The organism is Paenibacillus durus, from assembly GCF_000756615.1.
In the GTDB taxonomy this organism is placed as follows: domain Bacteria; phylum Bacillota; class Bacilli; order Paenibacillales; family Paenibacillaceae; genus Paenibacillus_AQ; species Paenibacillus_AQ durus.
Genome location: NZ_CP009288.1, coordinates 1,839,261 through 1,862,685 on the forward strand (window position 1 = coordinate 1,839,261; position 23,425 = coordinate 1,862,685).

Annotated in this window: 19 protein-coding genes; 14 read left to right on the plus strand and 5 right to left on the minus strand. The window is 53.9% G+C overall.

Translation table 11 applies throughout. The annotated features are described in order from the left end of the window. The first annotated feature begins 12 nt into the window (after positions 1-12). Complete coding sequence (locus PDUR_RS08350) at positions 13-744, plus strand: ThuA domain-containing protein (RefSeq protein WP_042205873.1); 732 nt, start codon at positions 13-15, stop codon at positions 742-744. 185 nt (positions 745-929) lie between these two features. Beyond that, entirely contained in the window at positions 930-2,153 is a 1,224-nt protein-coding gene (locus PDUR_RS08355; RefSeq protein WP_233277505.1) for an aminotransferase class I/II-fold pyridoxal phosphate-dependent enzyme, read from the plus strand. A 509-nt stretch (positions 2,154-2,662) separates the two neighbouring features. Here PDUR_RS08355 and PDUR_RS08360 read toward each other — a convergent pair. Continuing rightward, complete coding sequence (locus PDUR_RS08360) at positions 2,663-3,475, minus strand: ABC transporter permease subunit (RefSeq protein WP_042205874.1); 813 nt, start codon at positions 3,473-3,475, stop codon at positions 2,663-2,665. After that, positions 3,472-4,359, minus strand: coding sequence for an ABC transporter ATP-binding protein (locus tag PDUR_RS08365; RefSeq protein WP_042205876.1), 888 nt, complete (start codon positions 4,357-4,359; stop codon positions 3,472-3,474). Before PDUR_RS08365 ends, PDUR_RS08360 begins: the two co-directional genes overlap by 4 nt. Positions 4,360-4,599: 240 nt before the next feature. Between PDUR_RS08365 and PDUR_RS08370 the strand changes: the two genes are divergently transcribed. The 4 genes from PDUR_RS08370 (at position 4,600) to PDUR_RS08385 (ending at position 7,674) form a co-directional block, all read left to right on the plus strand. Continuing rightward, complete coding sequence (locus PDUR_RS08370) at positions 4,600-5,133, plus strand: TetR/AcrR family transcriptional regulator (protein ID WP_233277506.1); 534 nt, start codon at positions 4,600-4,602, stop codon at positions 5,131-5,133. A gap of 111 nt (positions 5,134-5,244) precedes the next feature. Further along, on the plus strand, positions 5,245-6,621 hold the full coding sequence (gene fumC, locus PDUR_RS08375) for a class II fumarate hydratase (RefSeq protein WP_042205877.1): 1,377 nt from the start codon (positions 5,245-5,247) through the stop codon (positions 6,619-6,621). An 84-nt stretch (positions 6,622-6,705) separates the two neighbouring features. After that, the gene (locus PDUR_RS08380) at positions 6,706-6,915 is read left to right on the plus strand and encodes a hypothetical protein (RefSeq protein WP_042205878.1); all 210 of its coding nucleotides are present in this window, start codon (positions 6,706-6,708) and stop codon (positions 6,913-6,915) included. Between the two features lie 66 nt (positions 6,916-6,981). Then, complete coding sequence (locus PDUR_RS08385; protein WP_042205879.1) at positions 6,982-7,674, plus strand: glycoside hydrolase family 36 N-terminal domain-containing protein; 693 nt, start codon at positions 6,982-6,984, stop codon at positions 7,672-7,674. A 168-nt stretch (positions 7,675-7,842) separates the two neighbouring features. On the opposite strand, the gene PDUR_RS08390 is transcribed toward PDUR_RS08385, so the two are convergent. Beyond that, the gene (locus tag PDUR_RS08390; protein ID WP_042205880.1) at positions 7,843-8,766 is read right to left on the minus strand and encodes a manganese catalase family protein; all 924 of its coding nucleotides are present in this window, start codon (positions 8,764-8,766) and stop codon (positions 7,843-7,845) included. A 580-nt stretch (positions 8,767-9,346) separates the two neighbouring features. Between PDUR_RS08390 and PDUR_RS08395 the strand changes: the two genes are divergently transcribed. Next, positions 9,347-13,651 (plus strand): bifunctional 2',3'-cyclic-nucleotide 2'-phosphodiesterase/3'-nucleotidase, encoded by a 4,305-nt coding sequence (locus PDUR_RS08395; protein WP_042205881.1) that lies wholly within the window; start codon positions 9,347-9,349, stop codon positions 13,649-13,651. A 199-nt stretch (positions 13,652-13,850) separates the two neighbouring features. On the opposite strand, the gene murQ is transcribed toward PDUR_RS08395, so the two are convergent. Both murQ and PDUR_RS08405 read right to left on the minus strand, forming a co-directional pair. Continuing rightward, positions 13,851-14,762 carry an N-acetylmuramic acid 6-phosphate etherase gene (gene murQ / locus PDUR_RS08400; RefSeq protein ID WP_042205882.1) on the minus strand — a complete coding sequence of 304 codons (912 nt, stop codon included), beginning with the start codon at positions 14,760-14,762 and terminating at the stop codon, positions 13,851-13,853. Positions 14,763-14,791: 29 nt separating this feature from the next. Continuing rightward, the gene (locus tag PDUR_RS08405; RefSeq protein WP_042205883.1) at positions 14,792-15,763 is read right to left on the minus strand and encodes an N-acetylglucosamine kinase; all 972 of its coding nucleotides are present in this window, start codon (positions 15,761-15,763) and stop codon (positions 14,792-14,794) included. 233 nt (positions 15,764-15,996) lie between these two features. Here PDUR_RS08405 and PDUR_RS08410 point away from each other — a divergent pair, with 233 nt between their 5' ends. The 7 genes from PDUR_RS08410 (at position 15,997) to PDUR_RS08440 (ending at position 23,414) form a co-directional block, all read left to right on the plus strand. Continuing rightward, positions 15,997-16,839, plus strand: coding sequence for a MurR/RpiR family transcriptional regulator (locus PDUR_RS08410; protein ID WP_042205884.1), 843 nt, complete (start codon positions 15,997-15,999; stop codon positions 16,837-16,839). A gap of 88 nt (positions 16,840-16,927) precedes the next feature. Further along, on the plus strand, positions 16,928-18,304 hold the full coding sequence (locus tag PDUR_RS08415; protein WP_042205885.1) for an ABC transporter substrate-binding protein: 1,377 nt from the start codon (positions 16,928-16,930) through the stop codon (positions 18,302-18,304). 65 nt (positions 18,305-18,369) lie between these two features. Further along, positions 18,370-19,281 carry a carbohydrate ABC transporter permease gene (locus PDUR_RS08420; RefSeq protein WP_042205886.1) on the plus strand — a complete coding sequence of 304 codons (912 nt, stop codon included), beginning with the start codon at positions 18,370-18,372 and terminating at the stop codon, positions 19,279-19,281. Between the two features lie 21 nt (positions 19,282-19,302). Then, positions 19,303-20,133, plus strand: a complete 831-nt coding sequence (locus PDUR_RS08425; protein WP_042205887.1) for a carbohydrate ABC transporter permease — start codon at positions 19,303-19,305, stop codon at positions 20,131-20,133. A gap of 119 nt (positions 20,134-20,252) precedes the next feature. Beyond that, a complete protein-coding gene (locus PDUR_RS08430; RefSeq protein ID WP_042205888.1) occupies positions 20,253-21,362 on the plus strand; it encodes an ABC transporter ATP-binding protein in 1,110 nt (369 codons plus the stop codon). A gap of 43 nt (positions 21,363-21,405) precedes the next feature. Continuing rightward, positions 21,406-22,110, plus strand: a complete 705-nt coding sequence (locus tag PDUR_RS08435) for a hypothetical protein (protein ID WP_042205889.1) — start codon at positions 21,406-21,408, stop codon at positions 22,108-22,110. Next, positions 22,107-23,414: a DUF1343 domain-containing protein gene (locus PDUR_RS08440; RefSeq protein WP_330217250.1), complete on the plus strand. Its 1,308-nt coding sequence runs from the start codon at positions 22,107-22,109 to the stop codon at positions 23,412-23,414. Before PDUR_RS08435 ends, PDUR_RS08440 begins: the two co-directional genes overlap by 4 nt. Positions 23,415-23,425: the final 11 nt, after the last annotated feature.

Sequence of the window (23,425 nt, forward strand, 5' to 3'; positions counted from 1 at the left end):
GGAGAGAATAGTATGGTTAAAGTAACCGTATGGAATGAGTACCGCCACGAGCGGAACGACGAAAAAATCGCTGCTGTATATCCGGAGGGCATTCATGGTCAAATCGCCAGCTTCCTGAAAGACGCGGGTTTGGATGTCCGGACGGCGACCCTGGATGAGCCGGAGCACGGGCTGACAGAGGAAGTGCTGAACAATACGGATGTCCTCGTCTGGTGGGGCCATATTGCCCATAAGGAAGTAAGCGATGAGATCGTGGACCGCGTCCATCAGCGCGTTCTTCAGGGGATGGGGCTTGTGGTGCTTCATTCCGGGCATATGTCGAAGATCTTCATGAAGCTGATGGGTACGAGCTGCGATCTGAAATGGCGTGAAGCCGGTGAGAAGGAACGTCTATGGGTCATGAATCCGAGCCATCCGATCGCGGAAGGCATCGGCGAATATATAGAGCTTGAGCATGAGGAGATGTACGGTACGCATTTTGATGTGCCTGCGCCGGACGAACTGATCTTTGTCGGCTGGTTTGAAGGCGGGAACGTCTTTCCGAGCGGCTCCACCTACCGGCGCGGGAACGGCAAAATCTTCTACTTCCAGCCGGGCCATGAATCTTATCCGACCTATTATCATCCGGAAATTCAGAAGGTTATCGTCAACGGCGTGAACTGGTGCGGGCCGACAAAGCGCGCTTATCCGGTTTACGGCAGATCCCAGGAACTGGAGACGATCAGACGGGAAGTGCTGCTATAAGGACAGCTGATTCCGAGAACAAAAGGAGCCTGCCGGGGAAATTCCCCTGGTTCGGCTCCTTTTTGCTGCTTATATTCGCGTTAAGCTTCATTAATCGTTCCAGGGCGGTGCCGGAAGCGGGCGGACGGTGTTATACTTAGTTGAATCTAATATATATTTTTAAAAAAACAGGCAGGTGTGTATCGTTGACTCTTAAAGCTTCTAAAAATAGATGGCGCGCGAACAAGCTGTCGAACCTCGGGTCCTCCATCTTTCAAGAGGTTGCCGGCTGGAAAGCCGAAGCGGCTGCGGGCGGCCTTGATCTTATCGACCTCGGTATCGGCAGTCCAGACCGCGGACCGTCTTCTGAAATCCGGCGCGTACTCAGCGAGGCCGTCTTTAAGGAAGACAGCTATTCGTATCCGTCCTCCGAAGGCGGACTCGCTTTCCGCAGCAAAGCCGCAGACTGGATGAACTACCGGTTCGGAGTAGAGGTCGATCCCGAGAAAGAGATACTGACGCTGATGGGTTCCCAGGACGGACTTGCGCATTTGGCGCTGGCAGTCTGCAATCCCGGCGATGTGGCGATTGTGCCCGATCCCGGTTACCCGATTTATTCCGGAGCGCTGGCCATTGCCGACGTTACGCCTTGGCCGCTGCCGCTTAAGGCGGAGAATGGCTTTCTGCCGGATCTTAGCTCTATCCCCGAAGAAGTGCTGGAGCGAGCCGCATTTATTCTGCTGAATTTTCCCGGCAATCCGGTCTCTGTAAGAGCGGACTTTCCGTTCTTTGAGCGGCTGATCGGCTTTGCCCGGCGGTGGAATTTGCTTGTCGTGCATGATCTCGCATACTCCGAGATGGGCTTTGACGGTTATCGTCCGATCAGCATCCTGCAGGTGCCGGGGGCGCGTGAGACGGCGGTCGAATTTCATTCCTTCTCTAAGAGCTTCAACATGGCCGGCTGCCGCATCGGCTTCCTGACCGGGAACGCCGAAGCCGTAGGCGCCCTGCGAAGCCTGAAGGGCAACATCGACTATGGCGTCTTCGAGCCTGTGCAGGAGGCGGCCATTGCCGCGCTGGAGCAGGCGATGGGCGCGGACGCAGGCGAAGGCGTCGGCCCGCTGTACGAGCGGCGGCGCGATGCCTTCATCGGCGCGCTGCGCGGGGAAGGCTGGGACGTGCCGAAGCCCGCGGCGACGATGTTCGTGTGGGCGCCGCTGCCCGTAGCGGCGGCTGCGGGCGGCCTTGACTCGCGCCGCTTCGCCCGCGAGCTGCTGCTGGAGACGGGCGTCGCCGTCATCCCCGGCGACGCCTTCGGCGCGGAAGGGCGGGACTTCGTCCGCATCGCGCTCGTGGAGGAAGAGGAGCGGCTCGCCGAAGCGGCCCGGCGGATCGGGCGGTTTCTCCGCGCCAAGGGATTGGCGGAGTAGAGGCTTTGTACGTGCGGTGCGGTCGGTGCTGAGCGGGAGCGGATTGGGTGGAGGCAGGCGCTGGTCAACCGGCAGAGTGCCCCGGCTGGCGTCCCGGCGAGTGGCAGGGGCGATAACGCCGATTCATCCGGCTGCCAAAATGATCAGGTGGAATCTCTATAGAAAATATGAACGGGAATTTCTCCCTCATATTTTCCCTTTAAGGCTTGAATTAGCTGGATGAACAGGAAAATCTCCATCTTATTCGGCCTGTTTCCGGGAAAATGATCTTAATCGATCTAATGTGAGGGAGAAATTCCCGCTTAATTATGATTTGGGCCCTTATTAGTAAAATAAGGGGGAGAAATTCCGTTTTAGCGGAACGAGCGTAGTGCCGGGGCTTGGGTGAGGGCGCGGGCAGCCTAGACAGCACGAGCCGCCGGGCTTGCAGGCGTCCCGCGTCCCGCTTGCCACACCGTCCCGCCTTGCTTCCGCCCGGCCATGCAGTTCCGTCCGCTGGTGCGAAGCTCTTACAGCGGCAGATCGCGCCGCTTGAACAGAAGGATGCCGAGGGCGAAAGCGAGCAGGCCGACGGCCAGCAGCACAAGGGAGATTTGGCCCCATTTCGCTTGCCCCGTGACAATTTCGCTGGGCCGGTACAGCGAGAAGAGCGTCAGAGCCTTCATCCAGCTCAGCTTGTCGCTGATTTTGGCGACCAGATCAATGGTGAAGAAGCCGAAGGCAATAGCGCCGGAAATGCCGAGCGCTCTCTTCTCATCGTTGGACAGGCAGGACACTAGAAAGGTCAGGCCGCCGATCGCGAAGAACAGCATGAAGGCAACAATATTGAGATGCAGAAACCGTCCGCTGTTGAAAGGGAAGGAGGCGTCAAGAAACCAAGCGTCTCCCAAAAATCCCGCCAAGGTCGTTACGCCTATGATTACGATCAGGGCCGTTACCAGCACTAGGGCCTGCGTTGCCGACACTTTGGCGCGGGTGGTCGGTGTAGACAGCAGATAGGCCATCGAGCCTTGGTCCACCATGCCGGCCATCAGCCGGGTCGACATCTGAACGCAGACAATGGCTAGTATCAGCACCAGAATGAGACCGTAATATTCCCCCGAGACGAACGCTTCCGCGCTGGCGAATCCGCTGTTCAGGCCGAATGCGTTGTTCACGCCCTCAGGCATGGACTTTACAAGATCGTTCAGCGCCTGCGTATTCTTCGCAATACCCGGGTACAGCCAGAAGATCAGGAGAATATAGAAGGCAGAGCCGAAGGCGTAGTTCATGATGCCTTTGGCATTTACTTTCATCATTTGTTTGTATAATGGGAAATTCATGGCTGGCTTCCCTCCCGGTCGTAATAATCCATAAAAATATCCTCCAGATTCTGGGTAAACACATCCATACTGCGGATACGGTACTTCGCCGCTTCTTCGATGAATGTATTATAGTTGCCTTGTATGGCGACCCTAACGCGGAAATCATCGTAATTCTCGATGGAAAGACCGGAGGTACGGAACCGCAGCGCGTCCTCCTTGTTCTCGAAGACGACGTCGAACAGCTTCCGCTGCATGGACTGCAGTTCATGAATGTTCTTGACGGCAATGAGGATGCCGTCCTTGATAATGGCGGCCCGGTCGCAAGTGCGCTCGATTTCGGGAAAGCTGTGCGACGACATTAAGAAGGTCGTGCCCTGCGCTTTTTCTTCCAGCACTAATTCAATGAACACCTTTTGCATCAGCGGGTCCAGGCCGGAAGTAGGCTCATCGAGAATAATCACCTGAGGGCTGTGCATGAATGCGGCGACAAGGCCTACCTTCTGCTTCATCCCCTTGGACATTTTGCGGATTGGGGTATTCGCGTCGAACTGCAGGCGCCGGATCAACTCACCGCGCTTGCTTTTGTCCTTAAGGCCCTGCATCTCCGCCATAAAATCGAGAAAGGCAATTCCCGTCATCCCGTCGACGAAGGCGATTTCTCCCGGCAGGTAGCCTACATGTTTCTGCACCGTGCCCTGCGCTTTCCACACATCGAGCCCGCATATGGCCGCATGTCCCCGGTCGGGCTTCATAAAGCCCATAAGATGCCGGATGGTCGTCGACTTGCCCGCTCCGTTCGGTCCTAGAAAGCCAAATACCTCGCCCTTGTTTACCGAAAAGGTAATATCCCGAATTCCCTTCCCGTTTGAAAATGTCTTGGTCAATCCTTGGACAGTAAGCATACTGCCACCTCCGGTGTAAAATAATGAAATATTTTTGGTCAGATATTTCATGTGTTATAATAATCCCAATCAGGCTCAGCGTCAATATAATTATGAAATTATTTTATTTATATATTTCATTAATTACACTTTCTATATCATACAATGCCAGATAGGGTGGATTTTCAGATGAAAAAAATGAACGGTTTTGAAAAGAGAGCGGCGAAAATCAGGCAAAAAATTATGAGGGTGACTCTAGAAATGCTAAAAACATGGGAGCCCAAGCGGATGCGGATTGCCGATATCGCCAAGGCGGCGGACGTCTCGCAGGTAACGATCTACAACTATTTCGGCAGCAAAGAAGCGCTCATCGAGGAATCGCTCAAAGACTTTTTGGACCGGGCGATTGACGGCTTTGAAGAAGTTCTCAATCAGAAGCGCTCGATCAAAGAGATTGTGGAGTATACCATTATTCAGGAAAAAGAAACGTATGCCGCCATTCCCCCGTCGCTGATGAAGAAGATGATGCTTGAAGATCAGGAAATGTTCCGCTATATTCAGGAACGGTACGAGCAGGCAGTCCTGCCGCTGATGATCCGGATGCTGGAGGAGGGGAAGGCGAGGAATGAAATCTCGTCCAAGGTTTCCGTAAACTCCGTGCTCATATTTATGAATTTTTATATGCAGAATGCCGGAGAGATGCTGGAAATCGCCCAGAAGCAGGACAATAGGGACGCTTTTTTGGAGGAAATGGTGCATCTGTTCTTTTACGGCATCAGCGGGCGGGAAGAGTGAAGCCGATAGAGTGGGCTGATGTTTGTCCCGCCGCCGTGGCTCATTGTAAAATAAGAATAGGCATTCACAAGCCGCTTCAGGCTAAATCCGGCAAAAAGGACGGGATGAAGGATGGAATTTCGCGTGGAAAAAGATACATTTGGCGAGCTGCAGGTCCCCGCGGATAAGTATTGGGGCGCACAGACCCAGCGCAGCCTGCAGAACTTCAAGATCGGCGGCGAGACAATGCCGCTTGAGGTCATTTACGCCCTGGCGCTGATCAAAAAAATGGCTGCAAAGGTGAACGCCGAGCTTGGCCTGCTGCCAAGCGATAAGGCGGAGGCCATTGCCTTGGCGGCTGATGAAGTGATGCAGGGTAGGTATGATGAGCATTTTCCGCTTGTTGTCTGGCAGACTGGGAGCGGTACGCAGACCAATATGAACGTGAATGAGGTGATATCCCGCAGAGGCGGCGAGCTTTTGCAGCCTGACGGATCGGAAGCGGCTATCCATCCGAACGACGATGTGAACAAAGGCCAGAGCTCTAACGACTCTTTTCCTTCCGCGATGCATATCGCGGCATATCTGGCAGTCTGGAGGAAGGTGCTTCCGGCGCTGGAGCGGCTCAAGATCACGCTGGAACAGAAAGCGGATGAGTACCGGTCCCTGATCAAAATCGGCCGCACGCATCTGCAGGACGCGACGCCGCTTACGCTTGGGCAGGAAATAAGCGCATGGGCGGCTATGCTGGAAAAAGGAAAGCGCTTTATCGAAAACAGCGCCCAGTCCCTGCTGGAGCTGGCTATAGGAGGGACGGCTGTCGGAACCGGTCTTAACGCCCATCCGGAATTCGGGGCCCGGGTTGCACGAGCAATCGGTGAGGAACTCTCCGCTCCGTTTGTTCCGGCCGAGAATAAATTCCACGCTCTGACGAGCCATGACCAGCTTGTTCATGTGCATGGAGCGCTGAAAGCGCTGGCTAGCGACCTCATGAAGATCGCGAATGATGTCCGCCTCCTCGCCAGCGGTCCCCGCAGCGGCATCGGCGAGCTGCTGATCCCGGAGAATGAGCCGGGAAGCTCGATCATGCCGGGCAAAGTGAATCCGACGCAGAGCGAGGCGATGACGATGGTCGTCTGCCAGGTGCTGGGCAACGACGTGACGATTAGTGTCGCGGCCAGCCAGGGACATTTTCAGCTTAATGTATTCAAGCCGGTCATCATCCATAGCTTTTTGCAGTCCTGCCGCCTGCTGGCGGACGCCATGCGGTCGTTTGAGGAGCATTGCGCCTGGGGCATCACGGCGAACGAGCCGATTATTCACCGCAATCTCCATAGCTCCCTGATGCTGGTGACCGCCCTGAATCCGCATATCGGCTATGAAAAGGCGGCTGAAATCGCCAAGCTGGCACACAAGGAAGGGCTTACGCTGAAGGAGGCCGCATTGAAGCTGAAGCTGCTGACGGAAGAGGAGTTTGACCGGTGGGTTAAGCCGGAGAATATGGTATAAGAGGGAGCGAAGGAAGGAGATCAAATCAGAGATCTTCTTCTTTTTTGTTTACTAAACATAAGGAAAAGATGTGGTTATATTATAATGGGATGTTACGGTTTTCGGAGCTCCTGCGCCGCCTATCCGCTATCCCGTTTTCAGACGAAGCTGAACAAGGGAGTCTACACCCTGATTATTGCGACGCTGATTGTGCCTCCGCTGACTATTCTGGCTGCCCTGCCCGCGACGCTCTTGTACCTGTTCATGCAGCGCTGGTTCATCTCGGGTCTTGCCTCGGGAGCAGTGAAGGGATAGGATAGGGTATGACAAAAATCACTCTCCACAAAATTAAACGGCAAATATTAAGAGGGAGGCTGTACTGTGTCCATTTATTTTGACGAAACGCTGAAAACATTTCATTTGCAGACCCCGGGTTTAAGCTACGTGCTGCAAATCATCCGGGACGGCCATCTGTCTCACCGCTACTGGGGAGCGAGGGTGGAAGCGTTTGGCGATAGCAATCCGCTTGTCTATATGGAACGTCCGCTGTCTCCTAACCCTTACCCTCATGAAAAAACGAGCGGATTCTCCCTGGACACGCTGCCCCGGGAATATCCGGGGTACGGCACCTCGGATTTCCGGGAGCCGGCCTTTCAATTTGAATATGAAGACGGCTCGGCCGTCGTTGATTTGAGATATCTTTCACATCGGATCTTCATGGGCAAGCCCGCGCTCGAAGGACTGCCCGCAACCTATGCGGAGAGCGATGACGAAGCGGAGACGCTGGAACTGGAGCTGCGGGATGATCTTACCGGCCTGCGGGCGCTGCTATTATACACGGTCTTCAAGCGGCGTGACGCCATTGCGCTCTCGGTCCGCTTCGTAAATGACGGCGGAGGCCGGCTAAAGCTGTTGCGGGCCATGAGCGCGAGCGTGGATTTCGGCGATGCGGATTACCGCATGCTTCATTTGTCGGGCGGCGACGAGCTGATGAACATCGGACTGCGGGTTCCCGCGGGGCTGCTGAAGGGCGATTTCCTGAGCCATATTTGGCGGCTGGAAAGAGTGGAGTAGGCGCTTAACCGGCGGGACCCGGACACAACGTTTATCCTGTCATCCGGGTCTTAACCTTGCGGCTTGCCGCCGCGTTTCAGGGAAGCGGCAGCTCTGACTAAAATAGATTTAAATAGGGCGGTTTTACGGTTAGTTGTTACTTTCCGGAAAGCCGCCCTTCTTTTTCGATCAACCCCGGGCCGTGACCTTCGCTTCGCTGATGTTGCCCGCCATCTTCAGGCGGTTCGCAATCGACGTGAATTCCTCGGAAGAAATCCCCGGTGCGAACTCTTCCTCCACTGCCGGCGCTTCCGGAATCGGAAAGCCCTGAGGTGCTCCTGTAATGACCTCAAGCGGAGAATTATCCTCGGGATGAGTGCCTTTCCAAATTTGATTGATCGCCCCGAAATCCTTCTCACTCCACGTATACAGCTTCGTATGCGCTCCCTTGGCCTCGTACTTGGCCGCTTCTTTGAAATGTTTGTTATTTAGCGATGGAATCGGTATCAGCCTCGTGACGTCGACGCCGGTCGCAACCTCCAGCGCTTTTGCGTAAGCCACAACGTGAACGCCTCCGCGCACGAGCAGAAACCCGACTACCTCGCGGGCGGATGGATGATCCGTCATTTCATATACCTTCATTTTATGTGTTCTGGCCCCGCACTCCAGGAAAAAGTTATGCAGCAGATCTTCCACCAGGTTGCCGCTGTTAAATACATTTGCACCGGTCCATGGATTGCCCATGGAATCGAAAGGCATCGCTCCCTGTGCGCCCGCGAGAAAGTGATAGGAAATACGCGCATCTTTGGCCGATCCCAGCGGAGTGGCATCGGGCTCTTTGGCGGAAGTGGTTCCGCGCAGGCAGCAGTTGATAGCGTGGGATACCAGCTCCACATGGCCGATCTCTTCGGCTGTAATGCTCATAATTAGGTCGTAGAAAGGCTTCAGCTTTGTTTTGCTGCGGAAATTAAAGGATTGGAACAAATAGTTGTTAAGCGTTGACATCTCACCGAATTTTCCGCCCAGCAGTTCTTGTACGGCCGCCGCCGCATTTGCATCGGGCTGATTGACCTGAGGAATTTCAATCATGATTTCATCCATGCGTTTGAACAATTCAGTTTTCCTCCTTAAGTGAAAAATGGAACATCGCCGTTATCATTTCCCAAAGCGGAAAATTTCAACCGAATAATTGGGCCCGATGCTGCCGAAGATGCCGATGGGTTAAAGCATGATGTTTTCAGGGGAGAAAAACCTATCAAGCCTGCATTACTATAACTATAGTTTTCTTTTTTATAGCACCATGGGTTATGGAGTTGAAATCTAATATTGTTGAAGAACTTTATAAAGTCAGTGTGGAGAGCAATGAAGCGTTCTTAAAGCATATTCAAGCTGATATTGACAGTAATAATATACCCTTTCAAATTGATTACAAGAAAAGCGAAGATAGATTAAAGGATTTAAAAACAAAGTATGTGGCATCTCCGGTATAACAGCATGTCTAGCTTTTTTTACAATTCCCCATGAATATTTATGAACTTTTTATTAAATTTAATCATAAAATGCTCTAAATTAACAATTAATGTGAGAAATTTTACATAAAAAATACGCGGAGTTTATATTTTCCTGCTAGATTGGAATTTTTTTCTGTGATAAGATATCGCGGAAGCAGATTAATTGATAGGAGGATTAGTAGATGACGTGGAAGAAACGATGGAACAAGCCTCTGGCTTCTGTGCTGGCAACGGCCGTACTCTCGGCCCAAGTGCTTGGCGGATTCGTTGCTGGGGCGTTTTGGAGTACGGACAAGGCGGAGGCTGCGGATGCCGGGGGCTCTTCACTGCCTTTAATTGACCTACGGTTAATGAGCACGACCGATGTGCATACAAATGTATACGGCTGGGATTATTTCAAGAATGCCCCGTCCTCTTCAGTCGGACTTGCGCGGACAGCGACCTTGATCCAAACCGCGAGAAGCGAGCAACCGAACAACCTGCTGCTCGACAACGGGGACTTGATCCAGGGAACGCCGCTCGGTACATATGAGGCGAAAGTTCAACCGGTGACTCAGGCGGTCTACGATTCCAAACCCCATCCGATGATTGCGGCCCTGAATGCCCTGGGATACGATGCAGCAATCTTCGGCAACCACGAGTTCAACTACGGTCTGGAATTCCTGGATCGGGTGGTCAATGGCAGCTCCGCAGACGCCGCAAACACAAAAGCTAATTTTCCTTATATCAATGCGAATATTTATAAACCCGATGGCGTGACAAACTATTACAAACCTTATGAGATTATCACCAAGACGGTAAAGGACACCAATGGACAAGACCAAACGATTAAAGTCGGCCTTCTTGGTCTGGTAACCCCTCAGATTACGGAGTGGGACAAGGCCAATCTGGAAGGCAAGGTCGTTACCAAAGGTATTGTTGAAACCGCAGAAAAGTTTGTCCCTGAAATGAGAGCGGCCGGGGCTGACGTTATTGTGGTGATGGCGCATACCGGTTTCGATGCTGCAGCGGCGGGACCAAACGCTGAAAATGCGATCAGTGAGCTGAGTCAGGTTCCAGACATTGACGCGATTACCTTCTCTCACACCCACAAAGTATTCCCGACGAATTGGGATACTGCGAAGCTGGATGCATCTTTTATAGATCCGGCAACGAAGCAGCCTTACAGCTATATTGACAATGTGAACGGCCATATTCACGGCGTTCCGGCTGTGCAGGCCGGTTACGGCGGAGGCTATCTGGGACTTATTGATCTCAAGATCACCCAAGATGGCAGTGGAAAATGGGCGGTGGACAAGGCGGCTTCCAAAGCTTCCACCCGTTCGGCCTCTGGAGCCACCGAAGATCCCGCCATTTTGGCTACGGTAGGGGGCGATCATCAGGCTACAATTGATTACACTGGCACACCGCTCGGTACGACAACGGCATCGATGAACAGTTATTTTGCCCTGGTACAGGACGATCCGACCGTTCAAATCGTAACTTATTCGCAAAAACGTTATGTTGAGAATTTGATCAACACCGACCCTTCCCTGGCCCCATATAAAGGCCTGCCGATTCTGAGTGTGGGCGCTCCTTTCAAGGCGGGACGCAACGGCCCTGGGGAATATACAAGCATTGACGCCGGTCCGCTGACGATCCGCAGCGCGAGCGATCTGTATTTGTACGACAACACGCTGAAAGTGATCAAGGTTAAAGGCTCGGTCGTCAAGGAATGGCTGGAAATGAGCGCTGGCGCGTTCAACCGCATCAAACCGGCGATTTCCACGCCTCAACCCCTGCTGAATTCGAAATTTGCCGTATTCAACTTCGACGTGATTGACGGCATCAAGTACAAAATCGATGTAACCAAGAACGCAAAATACAATACGGACGGCACAATTAACGATGCGTCTTCGAGCCGTGTTACGGAATTGACGTATAACAATACGCCGCTAGATCCGAACCAGGATTTCATCGTCGTTACGAACAATTACCGCGCCAGCGGCGGGGGCAACTTCCCGGGCGTCAAAGGTTCCACGATGATCATGGACACCCAAACCGAGAACCGCCAGGTTCTGATGGATTATATCAAAGAGGCGGGGACGATTGACCCGACCGCCGACAACAACTGGTCTCTGGCTCCGATCAAGGGCAATGTCAATGTTACCTTTACATCGTCGCCTGACGCGAAGAATGTTCTCCCCAGCAATATCAAGGATACCGGGGCGACGGATGCTAAGGGATTTGAGGTTTACAGCTTGAACCTGAAAGAAACGGTTCCCGCCCCTACAGAGGACGTTGAAGTTCACTTGATCGGCATCAACGACTTCCACGGCCAGCTTGACACAACCTCCATTGTCAGCGGCAAGAATGTAGGAACGGCTGCAGTTCTCGCGACTTACCTGAAGCAGGCTCGTACGAAATATACGAACTCCCTGCTGTTCCATAATGGTGACTCCGTTGGCGCATCGGCTCCGGTATCCTCGCTTGAGCGCGACGAGCCGACCATTGAATGGATGAACAAGATGGGATTCGATGTCGGCTCCTTGGGCAACCACGAGTTTGACCAAGGCGTTGAAGCGCTGAAGACGCAGCTCTTCGGCGGAGCGGACCCTAAGAATAACAAAGTTGTTCACGCGGGTACGGATTTCGATTATGTCAATGCCAATGCGGTAGACAGCAAGACAGATACACCGATTATCAATCCTTACGTCATCAAAGAGGTCGGCGGCGTGAAGATCGGCTTTATCGGTGTGGTGACCAAAGCAACGCCAAGCAAGGTTTCTCCTGCAGGCACAGCGGGCGTCCGCTTCCTGTCTCCGGATGAAGAAGTGCAGGCTATCGAGAAGTACGCTGCTGAGCTTCAAGGCAAAGGCGTGCAAACGATCGTTGTGCTGGCGCATGATCCGGCGTCTACCAGAGGCGAGGCCACAACGGGTGAAGCCGCTGATCTGGCCAGTGCGCTTCCGGCGAACTCGCCGGTTGACGTTATCGTTGCCGGTGACAACCACGCGCTGGCGAACGGCGTCGTTAACGGCAAGCTGATTGTCCAGGCTTATTCTTATGGAACGGCATTTGAGGACATCAAGCTGGTTATTGATCACACTACAGGTGATGTCAAGACGAAGTCCGCTGTCGTCACCACCACCTTCCAAGATGGTGTGACACCAGATGCGGCAACCGTTGACCTTGTTAACAAGTACCTGAATCTGCATCCGGAGCTGACCAAGCCGGTAGGTACGACGGATGGCACGATTACCCGCACTGATGCCTACAATAATGAATCGGCCCTTGGCAACTTGATTGCCGACGCTATGATCAATGCGGATTTCGGCGACGGCAAGAAAGCGGACTTTGCCTTCATGAATCCGGGCGGCATTCGCGCAGACCTTCCGAACGGAAATGTCTCCTTCGGCGATCTGGCCAAAATCCAGCCGTTCGGCAACACGCTGGTGAAGCTGACGCTCACCGGAGCACAAATCAAGACGCTGCTGCAGCAGCAGTGGGGTGTGAAAGCTGACGGCTCGCCAGACACCAAAACGCTGCAGATTTCCGGTCTGAAATACACGGCTAACATGTATCTGCCGGTAGCCAATCGCATTGCCAGTCTCACCAAGACGGACGGAACACCGATTGATCCGAATCAGACGTATACGGCTGTCGTCAACAACTTCATGGCTGCCGGCGGAGATAACTACAAAGTTCTGACCGAAGCCAGCGCTTCTGTCGCCGGGCCTATCGACCTTGACGTGTTCTATGATTACATCGTGAAGACCTTCAATGGCGGACTGATCACATCCAAAATCGAAGGGCGTATCACCAACAATCTGAGTCCAGCGGTGATTTCGTTACCGGGGTCTTCACCAACAGCGGCACCTAGCCCGTCCGCATCCCCAGCGCCTTCGGCTACGCCGGCGCCAAGCGCGACATCGGCTCCTGCCGCATCTTCGGCACCGGTCTTCAAGGATCTGGGCAAAGTTGCATGGGCGCAGGAAGCGATCAATTCCTTGGCGGCCAAAGGCATCATCAAAGGCGTGGACGGCAACCATTTTGCACCGGCCAAAAATGTTACCCGCGCAGAATTCGTTACAATGCTGGTTCGTTCGCTGAACCTGACGAATACCGGAGCAAGCAATACATTCAAAGATGTTAAGCAGGGTGTTTGGTACTCGGATTCAATTGCCGCAGCGGTTAAAGCCGGTATTGTAAAAGGTTCCGGAAGCGGCAAATTCGAACCGGGACGCGAAATTACCCGTGAAGAAATGGCGACTATGATCGTGAACGCCCTTAAAGGACAACTGCATCCGGTAGATAAGAACGCGGTGCTGCAGAAGTTCGCCGACAAGTCCAAAATTGCGCCTTACGCGCAGGAAGCAGTCGCGCAGCTGACCGAGCTTGGAATTGTGAACGGTGTGGATGCCGGAAAATTCGCACCGAAGGGCATCGCGAACCGTGCACAGGCAGCGGTTATTATCTTCCGTATGCTGGAGAAACAAGCATCTTAATTTTCTAGTATCTTAATTTTCTAATATCATCAAAAGGTGTTCCGCCGTCATCTCCGGATGGCTGCGGGACACCTTTTTTCATAATATAAGCTGAGCGCTTGAAGCAATTCATGACAAAGAACCTCCATTTCCATCTCAAGCATGGAAGCGGAGGTTCTTTACCGATCATTTAAATGAGAGCGAGGTCGCTGCTGAGACGTTACAGCGCGTTTGGCGAGATCAATGCGCCGTGGACGAAGCCGCGCGAAGCAGACAGACGGCGCCGCGCTTCTGCGGCGCCGACTCCCGCCAGAAGCATGACGATGGCGGTCTTGACCTGGCCTTCCGATTCCCGGTAGGCCGCTTCGATTTCGGTGTCGGATGCTTCCGTGGCAAGGGCGATAATCCGCTTGGCCCGGTGGACAAGCTTCTTATTCGATGGATTTAGATCGACCATCAGATTGCGGTACACCTTGCCGATCCGGATCATGGCGGTGGTGGTCAGCATGTTAAGAATCATCTTCTGCGCGGTCCCGGATTTCATCCGGGTTGAGCCCATGACGACCTCGGGGCCGACGACCGCTTCAATGACCGGGAAGCCCGTTTGCGACATGGGCGTTTCGGGATTGTTGCAGATGCCGAATACGGCGGCGCCCAGCTCGCCGGCCCGCTTCATCGCGCCAAGCACATAAGGCGTGCGTCCGCTGGCGGCGATGCCGATGACGACATCGCCGGCGGTGACGCCGGCGGCCTCAAGATCGGAGGCGCCAAGTTCCGCGCTGTCCTCTGCGCCTTCGACGGGGTCTTTGACTGCTTGGAAGCCGCCGGCGATCAGCCCCTGCACCATGTCCGGGTCTGTTCCGTAGGTCGGCGGACACTCGGAGGCGTCAAGAATGCCGATTCTTCCGCTCGTTCCCGCACCGACGTAGAACAAACGTCCGCCGGAGCGGAAGGATTCCACGATCCGGTCGGCTGCCGCTGCAATCTGCGGAATCAGCCCCGTTATTACCTCGGCGACTAGCCGGTCCTCGTCGTTAATCAAAGCCATAATCTCAGCGGAGCCGAGCTGATCGATGGCGCTTGTCTTGTCATTGGGTTGTTCTGTTATCAAACCGTCAAGAATGGAATCCATGAGGGTTGTCTCCTCCTGTCATTTCTATTTTACTGGCCGAGAAGGGGGACCGGCGATTCATCCGAATCGCCGAACCGTTTGCGGGCGAGCAGTGCCGCGCCGACCGAGGGCGGCGGAGCACTGGTTCCCTCCACAAACTCCAGCCCTTGAATTTGTGCCAGAAGCTTATCGCTGAGCGTTCGCGTGAACAGCCGCGAATGGCCGAAGATAGAGCCGGTGAGCACGACTTTGCTTCCAGGCGGAACGGGATGCCGCTTCAGCAGTGCGGCTGCCGTATCTGCCAGCGCTTCGGCTTCCTCCATAACGATATGAATGGCGCATTCATCACCGCCGGAGGCGGCTTGCAGGCATACTTTGGCAAAGGCGGAGATGTCCGCTTTACCCCGCGCGGGCTCATAAATATAACTCTTCAAATCGGTAATTTGGTTGAAGCCGTATTCGTTAAGAATGATATCGGTCATCCGGGTCGGCGGCCGAACGCCGTCGTAGCTGCGCATTACCGCTTTGAGCGTGCGCAGGCCGATGCTGTAGCCGCTCCCCTCATCGCCCAAATAATGTCCCCAGCCGCCCGTGCGCCAGTATGATCCGTCCGAAGCGAAGATATAGCAGATCGAGCCGGTTCCGGATATGATTTGAACGCCATATTCTTGCCCCAGGCAGGCCATAAGCGAAATTTGCCCCTCAGAGGCGATTGCAACCGGGATATCTTCTGACCATTCGGCCAATATCCGGCTGACAGCCGTCTTTACAAGGGAACGTTCCTCTAATGTATCAATACCTGACATTCCGAGGCAGATACCATCCAGTCGAACATTCTGATCCGGCAAAGAAGAGATCAGACCGCGAAGGACCTTTTCCAGCTCCGCAAAAGCTAAGCCGAAGGTTGCGCTATGGGGATTGGAGGGTCCGCCAACAAAGCGGGCGAGAGTGGACCCTTGTGAATCCACCGCAGCAGCATCGGTTTTGGTCCCGCCTCCATCAAGACCGAGGTATACCTTCATCGCCAGATCACCACTTTGATTTTTGTCATTATTATAGGGGAACTTGAACAGGATGTAAAATAAAATTTCACGAGAAAAATTTATATTGAAATTTTGTTTTACTGCACATATAATAATCTCAATCCTGATTCACGGAGGAATATTAACTCGATTCGTCATTTAATATGACATACGCAGCTGAGGAATCATGCTCAAAAAGAAAATTCAGTGCGAAAGGGGAGGTGTTATGATCGATGAATGGCGGTCTGGTTCGTTTAAGGGAAATGCTGGAGACGCTCAATCCATCAGAAGGAAAAATTGCTTCTTACATCCTTCAGCATCCCGATGAGATCATTCATCTATCGGTTGCGGAACTGGCGCAGAAAAGCGGCTCCAGCCAGGCGGCGATCGTCCGGCTGTGCAAGAGCATCGGCTTCAAAGGCTATCAGGAGCTCAAGATCAAGGTCGCCGGCGATCTTCAAACCAGGGACCCCGTTGTTGCCGGCTATCAGGAAATACGCCCCAACGACACGGTAACGGCGATCATGCAGAATGTATCGAACAACAATATTCAATCGATACGGGATACGCTGACCATTTTGGACCCGAGTATGGTTGAGCTTGCGGTTGAGGCGCTGGACAGGGCGAAGCGGATTTATTTTTTTGGCGTGGGGGCTTCGAATTTGATCGCCATGGATGCCCAGCAGAAATTTCTGCGGATTAACAAGACAAGCTTTTCCTTCGCCGACCCCCATGTCCAATTGACCAGCGCCATAACGGCTGATGCAGATGATACGGCAGTATGTATTTCTTACTCGGGAGAGACGAAGGAGGTCATCCGGGCCGCAGCCCTGTTTAAGGAACAGGGAGGAACGGTGATCAGCATCGCCAAATACGGCAATTCCACTCTGAGCCGCAGGGCCGATATCCCGCTATGCACCTCTTCCACGGAAAATGAAATCCGCAGCGGTGCGATGGCTTCCAGAATCACGCAGCTTAATCTGATCGACATTCTGTATCTCGCGGTCGCCAGCCGTAATTACGAGAAGTCCGTTGTATATCTGGAGAAGAGCCGTCAGAGCATCAGGGAGCTGTAACCGAAGCCCAAGAGGTATGCTGAATTCCGGTCCCCAAAAAAGTCTTTCTATTATAAATATAATTGCGATTTAAAGGAGATGGAGATTGATGAAAAAGAGTCTCATGCTGTGTATGATTTTGGTCCTTGTGCTAATGACCGCCTGCGGAAGCTCGGGTGAAGGTGCGAACTCCAGCAATTCCGCATCGGGCTCCGCCAATCCTTCAGAAGCCAAGGATACTATTACGGTCTGGACGTATCCGGTTCACACCACGTATGAAGACGAGCTGAAAGGGTTGGTGTCGGCTTTTGAAACCGAGCATCCGAACATTACGGTCAAGACCGAAATTCTGTCCTGGGCCGAAGGCCCGCAGAAGTTCGACGTGGCTCTGAACGCGGGCAGCCCTCCGGATCTGTACTTCCACGCCGTGGACGGCTCGTATGTGAACACCGGCCTGGCGCTTGATCTTGACCCGTACATGACGGACGACATCAAGAACGATTATTTGCCGGGAACGCTTGAGCTGGCCCAAATTGGCGGCAAACAGTACGGGCTTCCGCTCTATCAGTTCCAGTGGGCCTGGGGCGGCAACAAGCGTATTCTAGAAGAAGCGGGGGTAGACTGGAAGAGCATTCAGCAGAACGGCTGGACGTGGTCCCAGTTCACTGAAACGGCGGCGAAGCTGACCAAGAAGCTGCCTGACGGCTCCACGCAGTACGGACTCGTGACGGACGGCGCTTCCCTGGATTTCATTGAAATGCTGACCCGCAACAACGGTATGCCGGACGTTCTGAATGAGAAGGGCGAGTTCCAGTGGGGTGACGACCGGATCAAAGACACGCTGGGCTTCATCAAAAATCTGCTGGATAAGGGCTATATGCCAAAAGAAACCGCAGCGATTGCCCCGAAGAAGCGCACGGATATGTTCTATGCCGGTCAGGCCGCCATTATTTCCAAAGCCATTCCTTACTATGACGTGATGATCCAGAACCGCAACAAAGATATTGACGCTGGCAAGGTGACCGGCGAAAAACTCGATTTTGTCCTGCTTCCGGTGCCGCATGGTGACAATGCTCCAGCCAAAACGACGATGGGCGCCGAAGGCTACGTCGCCTTCAAGCAGAAGAACGACCAAGGCGAGCAGCACGCCAAGAATACATTCATGGTGATGGAATACCTCAGCAACGCCAAGGCCGGCAATGCCTCCAACGAGCTGGTGCTTCCTTTCGTGCGCAAGTCCCAAGCCGATCTGTATGCAGGCAAGGAGCTGGGCACGGCCGAGACGAGAGCAGCTTCGGAACAAATGGCGGTGAACATTCAGATTCCCGTCACCCTTAGCCTGGATACCGCAAGCGCGGCCAAAATGAAGCAGTTCAAGGAGCAGGTCGTGACCCCGAATATCCAGGCACTCTATTCGGGAGAAAAGTCTCCGGAATCAATTGCGGAGGATTTTGCCGGCAAGGCGAAGCAAATGCTGGGGCAGTAACATAAATGTAAAGGGGACGATCTCGTCCCCTTTACATTTAGCTTAAGCGTTAGGAGGATCACTTCATGCAGACAACAATCGCTCCCAAACGGCGGGGAGCCGCCGGACGGTTCCTTCGGGACTACGGATGGGCCTATTTATTCATCCTTGCGCCGGTGCTGTTATTTCTCGTATTTACGCTCTATCCGGTCGTTTCGGCTCTGGTGATGAGCTTTCAGCAATACAATATTAGCCAGTCAACTTGGGTCGGCCTGGACAACTATGAGCGTCTGTTCAAGGACAGCACGTTCTGGAAGTCGATGTGGAACACGGTGATCTTTACAGTCTGTACAGTTCCGGTTAATATCGTCATTACTTTCGTGCTCGCTCATTTTATCTATCAGATGAAGACGAAATGGCAGACGTTCTTTAAAGCAACCCTGTATTTGCCGGCGGTTGCGTCCGGCGTCACCATTTCCATTGTGTGGCTCGCCATTTTCGATCCGACGGATGTGGGGCTGCTTAACCGTTTTCTCGGCTTGTTCGGACTGGACCCGGTCATTTGGCTCGGCCAATCGAAGACCGCGCTCTTCTCGCTCATCCTGATGAACTGGGTCGGCTCTCACGGTGCGGGCATCATTCTCTACCTGGCCTCGATGGGCGGAATTCCGAAATCGCTGTACGAGGCAGCGGATATCGATCATGCCAGCGGATGGACCCAGTTCAAGGCGATTACCTGGCCGCTTCTCAAGCCGACGACTTTGTATCTGCTGGTAACGGGAGTCATCACTTCTTTCCAGGTGTTCATCTCGGTCTATATGATGACGCAGGGCGGACCCAACTTTGCGACGACGACCATCGCTTATCTGATCTACCAGACGGCGTTCAAGTTCTACGAATTCGGACTGGCTTCGGCGCAATCCTTCGTGCTGGCGTTTCTGATTATCCTGGTCTCTGTCATTCAGTTCAAATATTTCTCGAGTGACGTCGAGTATTAGGATGAAAGGGGCGAAAGTGAATTGAAATCGAAATCGAAACTGTTTCTGATCTTGGCCGCAGCTTGTCTGGCCGGCTGGGCGTTCATCACGATTATTCCCCTGTACTGGATGATTGTCGGTTCAGTGCAGGATTCGGCGGCGTCGGCCAGCTTTCGGCCGGAGATGCTTCCGGGAGCCTTGTCGGTTGCACCGTACGAGCGGTTCTTTGGCAAAACGGCCGCCTGGCGGTGGCTGGCGAACTCGCTCCTTATCTCAACTGTCTTGACCATAACGAACGTGTTCTTTGCCTCGCTGGCGGGATATGCGTTCTCCAAACTGAAATTTCCGGGCAGCAAGACGGTATTCTGGCTTTTGCTCAGCACGATGATGATTCCGGCGCAGGTGACGCTGATTCCGCTGTATATTCTGATTGTCAATGTGTTCAACCTCGGTGACAGCTATACGGCGATTATTTTGCCGACGGCGGTTACAGCCGGGAATATTTTCTTGATGAAGCAGTACATGTCGTCGCTTCCGACCTCGCTGATCCATGCGGCCCGTATCGATGCCTGCTCCGAATTCGGGATCTTCTGGAAGGTTATTCTGCCTCTTGCGAAGCCGGGACTTGCAGTGCTGGCGATCTTTACCTTTGTCGCCTCATGGAATGAATTTTTCTGGCCGTTCCTGATCACCAACTCGGCCGAGATGCGGACGATTCAGGTGGGGCTCGCTTCCTTCGTATTCGCGGAATCGACCGACTATGGCGCCATTATGGCAGGAGCGACGGTCGGCGCGCTGCCGATGCTGATTCTGTTTTTCTCGCTGCAGCGCTATTTCCTGCAGGGCATTACGATCGGAGCCGTCAAAGGCTGAGGCCACAAATAGACGCTGGACAATAAACCATGCGGCAGCGGAGCCAATGAATGACGGGAAGGCGTCTTGGCTTCGCGGCATATACGTCACTTAATGAGGTTATCGAAGGGGGAAGAACAATGGCACTCGTCGAATTTCGCCAGGTGCGCAAGCAATTTATCGACCGGAACAAGCAGCCGTTTACGGCGGTGGCGGGTTCGGATTTCGTGATTCAGGATAAGGAATTTGTCGTCTTCGTCGGTCCGTCGGGCTGCGGAAAGACGACTTCGCTGCGCATGATCGCCGGGCTGGAGCGGCAGACGAGCGGTGATATTATCATTGGCGACCGCATCGTCAACGATCTCCATCCCAAGGACCGCGATATCGCCATGGTGTTTCAGGATTACGCGCTGTATCCGCATATGACGATTCGCGAGAATTTGTCCTTCGGGCTGCGCAATCTCAAGAAGCCGAAAGAATATATTGAGCAAAAAGTGCGCGAAGCGTCCGCCATTCTAGGGCTGGACAATATGCTGGAACGCAAGCCGCGGGAGCTGTCTGGAGGTCAGCGGCAGCGGGTGGCCTTAGGCCGTGCGATCGTGCGTGATCCGCAGGTGTTTCTGTTCGATGAGCCGCTGTCCAATCTGGACGCGAAGCTCCGCATCCAAATGCGGGTGGAGCTCAGCGAGCTGCACAAGCGCCTTGGAGCGACTATCGTGTACGTTACCCATGACCAGGTGGAAGCCATGACACTGGGCGAGCGCATCGTCGTCATGAATCAGGGGGTTATTCAGCAGATCGCCTCGCCGACAGAGCTGTATGCCAATCCGAAGAACATGTTCGTTGCGGGCTTTATCGGCTCCCCGGCGATGAACTTTATCGATGCCCGCTTCGAGCAGGGCCGCATTGTGGTGGATGGCGCTTCGTTCGGACTGCCGGAAGAAGTCGCAGCGCGCTTGTCGGCCTACTCGGGCAAAAAGGTAATACTTGGCATCCGTCCGGAGGACATCTACGGGGAGGATTTCGCACCGGGCGTTTCCACGGAGCACCGGCTTCAAGCTCATATCCAGGTGGTCGAGCATTTGGGCTCGGAGAACCTTATTTATTTTCATGTAGGCGACCGGCTGGTGACGGCAAAGGTGCATCCCGAGACGAAGGGCTATAACGGACTTGCCAAAGAATTTATTCTCGATCTGAGAAAATGCCATTATTTCGATCCGGAGACGCAGGAACGGATAACCGGCAAATAAGCGGTAGGCGTCAATTCTGTCTGAACAAAGGGGTGCACACGCAATGAGAAAACTGAATGAGGTGCTGATCGGCACGGGAACGGAAATCTACAGAGAAATCATCCCGCTTACGCTGCTGAGTCTGACCGGCTCTGCCGTACTTGTTCCCGCAATTCTGTTTCTTCCGGTGCCGCTGACGCTGCTGCTGCTTCCTCTCGTCTATATGCCTTTGCTATTTGGCTCGTTCTACGCGTATCACCGCAAAGCGGAGGGGAATAAGCTAAAGATTCGCTCCATGCTGGGCGGCGCGGTAAAAGGTTTCATGCCCTCATTGCTGCTTGGCCTGCTGTTTGCTCTGCTTGGTCTGATTTTATGGTCGACCTGGTGGTATTACGGCGGGCGCGGCAGCTTGGCGGGCCGGGCGGTTGCCATTTTTCAGACCTATTTCGTCGCTATGGCGCTCGTTTCCCAGTTCTATACACTGCAGTTGGTCATTCAGCGGGAGATGGGCATCTTTAAGGCAATGGGCGAGAGTGTAAAGCTGTTCTTCCGGCATCCCGCTTATACAATCGGTGCATTCTTTCAAGCGGTGTGCGTCGGCGCGATGCTGGCTGTAACCGTTGTGGGCTTCTTTGCTCTTTTTAGCGGCATGCTGTCCGTCTATTCTTATAAAGCCGTTCATAATGTCCTTAACCCGGACGAGGCCGGGGAAACTGCGGAGGAACAAGGGCCGGGCGGGGCCGTCTATGCCGGAAGGGAGCGTTTATGAATGCGGGCCGAGAGGATAAGGACGTGAACCTTGGCGAAGCAAGAACGGCCATGGGTCTGAGCTCCAGGAAGAATGCCGCATATCTCGGTGCAATGACTTGGGACAACGGAGCGCAGAGCCACAAGGATACGGCATTCCAGGGCGTCCGCACCGGCGCCGACCGGCTTGCCGGGGGCTTCAGCCATCCGCTGCTGGATGGAAGACGTATCGGCCTGGTCACGAATCCGACCGGCATCACGTCGGATTTTAGATCAACTGTAAGTATCTGCGCGGAATTGCCGTCTTCCCAGCTGACGGCGCTGTTCGCCTACGAGCATGGGATTCGCGGCCAGCACCAGGCGGGCGTACGGTTTGAGGGCGAATGGGATGAACGTTTAGACGTTCCTGTATACAGTCTGTATGGAAGGAACACCCGGCCGCAGAGATATATGCTAAACAATGTCGATACAGTGGTGTTCGATGTTCAGGATTTAGGGATTCGGTTCTATACTTACCTGTCCACGTTGCTGTACGTCATGGAAGCCTGCGCGGAGAATGGCAAAAGCTTGCTGGTGCTGGACCGGCCCAACCCGCTTGGCGGTCTCGCCTGCGAAGGCGGCCTGCTGAAGCGGGGCTACGAGTCGATGGTGGGCGCATGGAGCATGCCAATCCGCACGGGCATGACGCTCGGGGAGCTGGCGCTGATGGCGAACGAGAAGAAAGGGCTTGGCTGCGACCTAAGCGTCATCCCAATGGAAGGGTGGGAACGCGGTATGGAATATGGCGATACCGGTCTGCCGTGGCTGCTTCCGTCCCCGAATATGCCATCGGTCGATACCGTCAGGGTATACGGGGGAACCTGCTTTTTCGAAGGAACCAATCTGTCCGAAGGGCGGGGCACGACGCGGCCGTTCGAGTGGATCGGAGCGCCTTGGCTGGACGGAGAGTTATTCGCTGAAGCGGTGAACCGCCATGAAATGTCGGGAGTGTATGCCCATCCGGTATATATGACGCCGTCTTTTTCCAAACATCAAGGAAGTCTATGCGGCGGCGTTCGTCTATTCGTAACGGACTCGGACCGCTTTCAATCCGTGCAGGCCGGACTTGTTCTGCTGCATGAAGCGATATCGCTGTATCCGGAGCATTTCAAGTGGCTGGTCCCGCCGAAAGCGGGCTCCCGTTATTTTATCGACTTATTGACCGGCGGAGACGAGGTCCGATCGCGCATTAGGATCAAGGAGGGTCTTGCCCGAATTATGGATGCATGGCTTAAAGAAAGCGAAGAGTGGAACGCGGCGCGCAGGCCCTATCTTTTATATTCGTAAAAAAGCGGTCA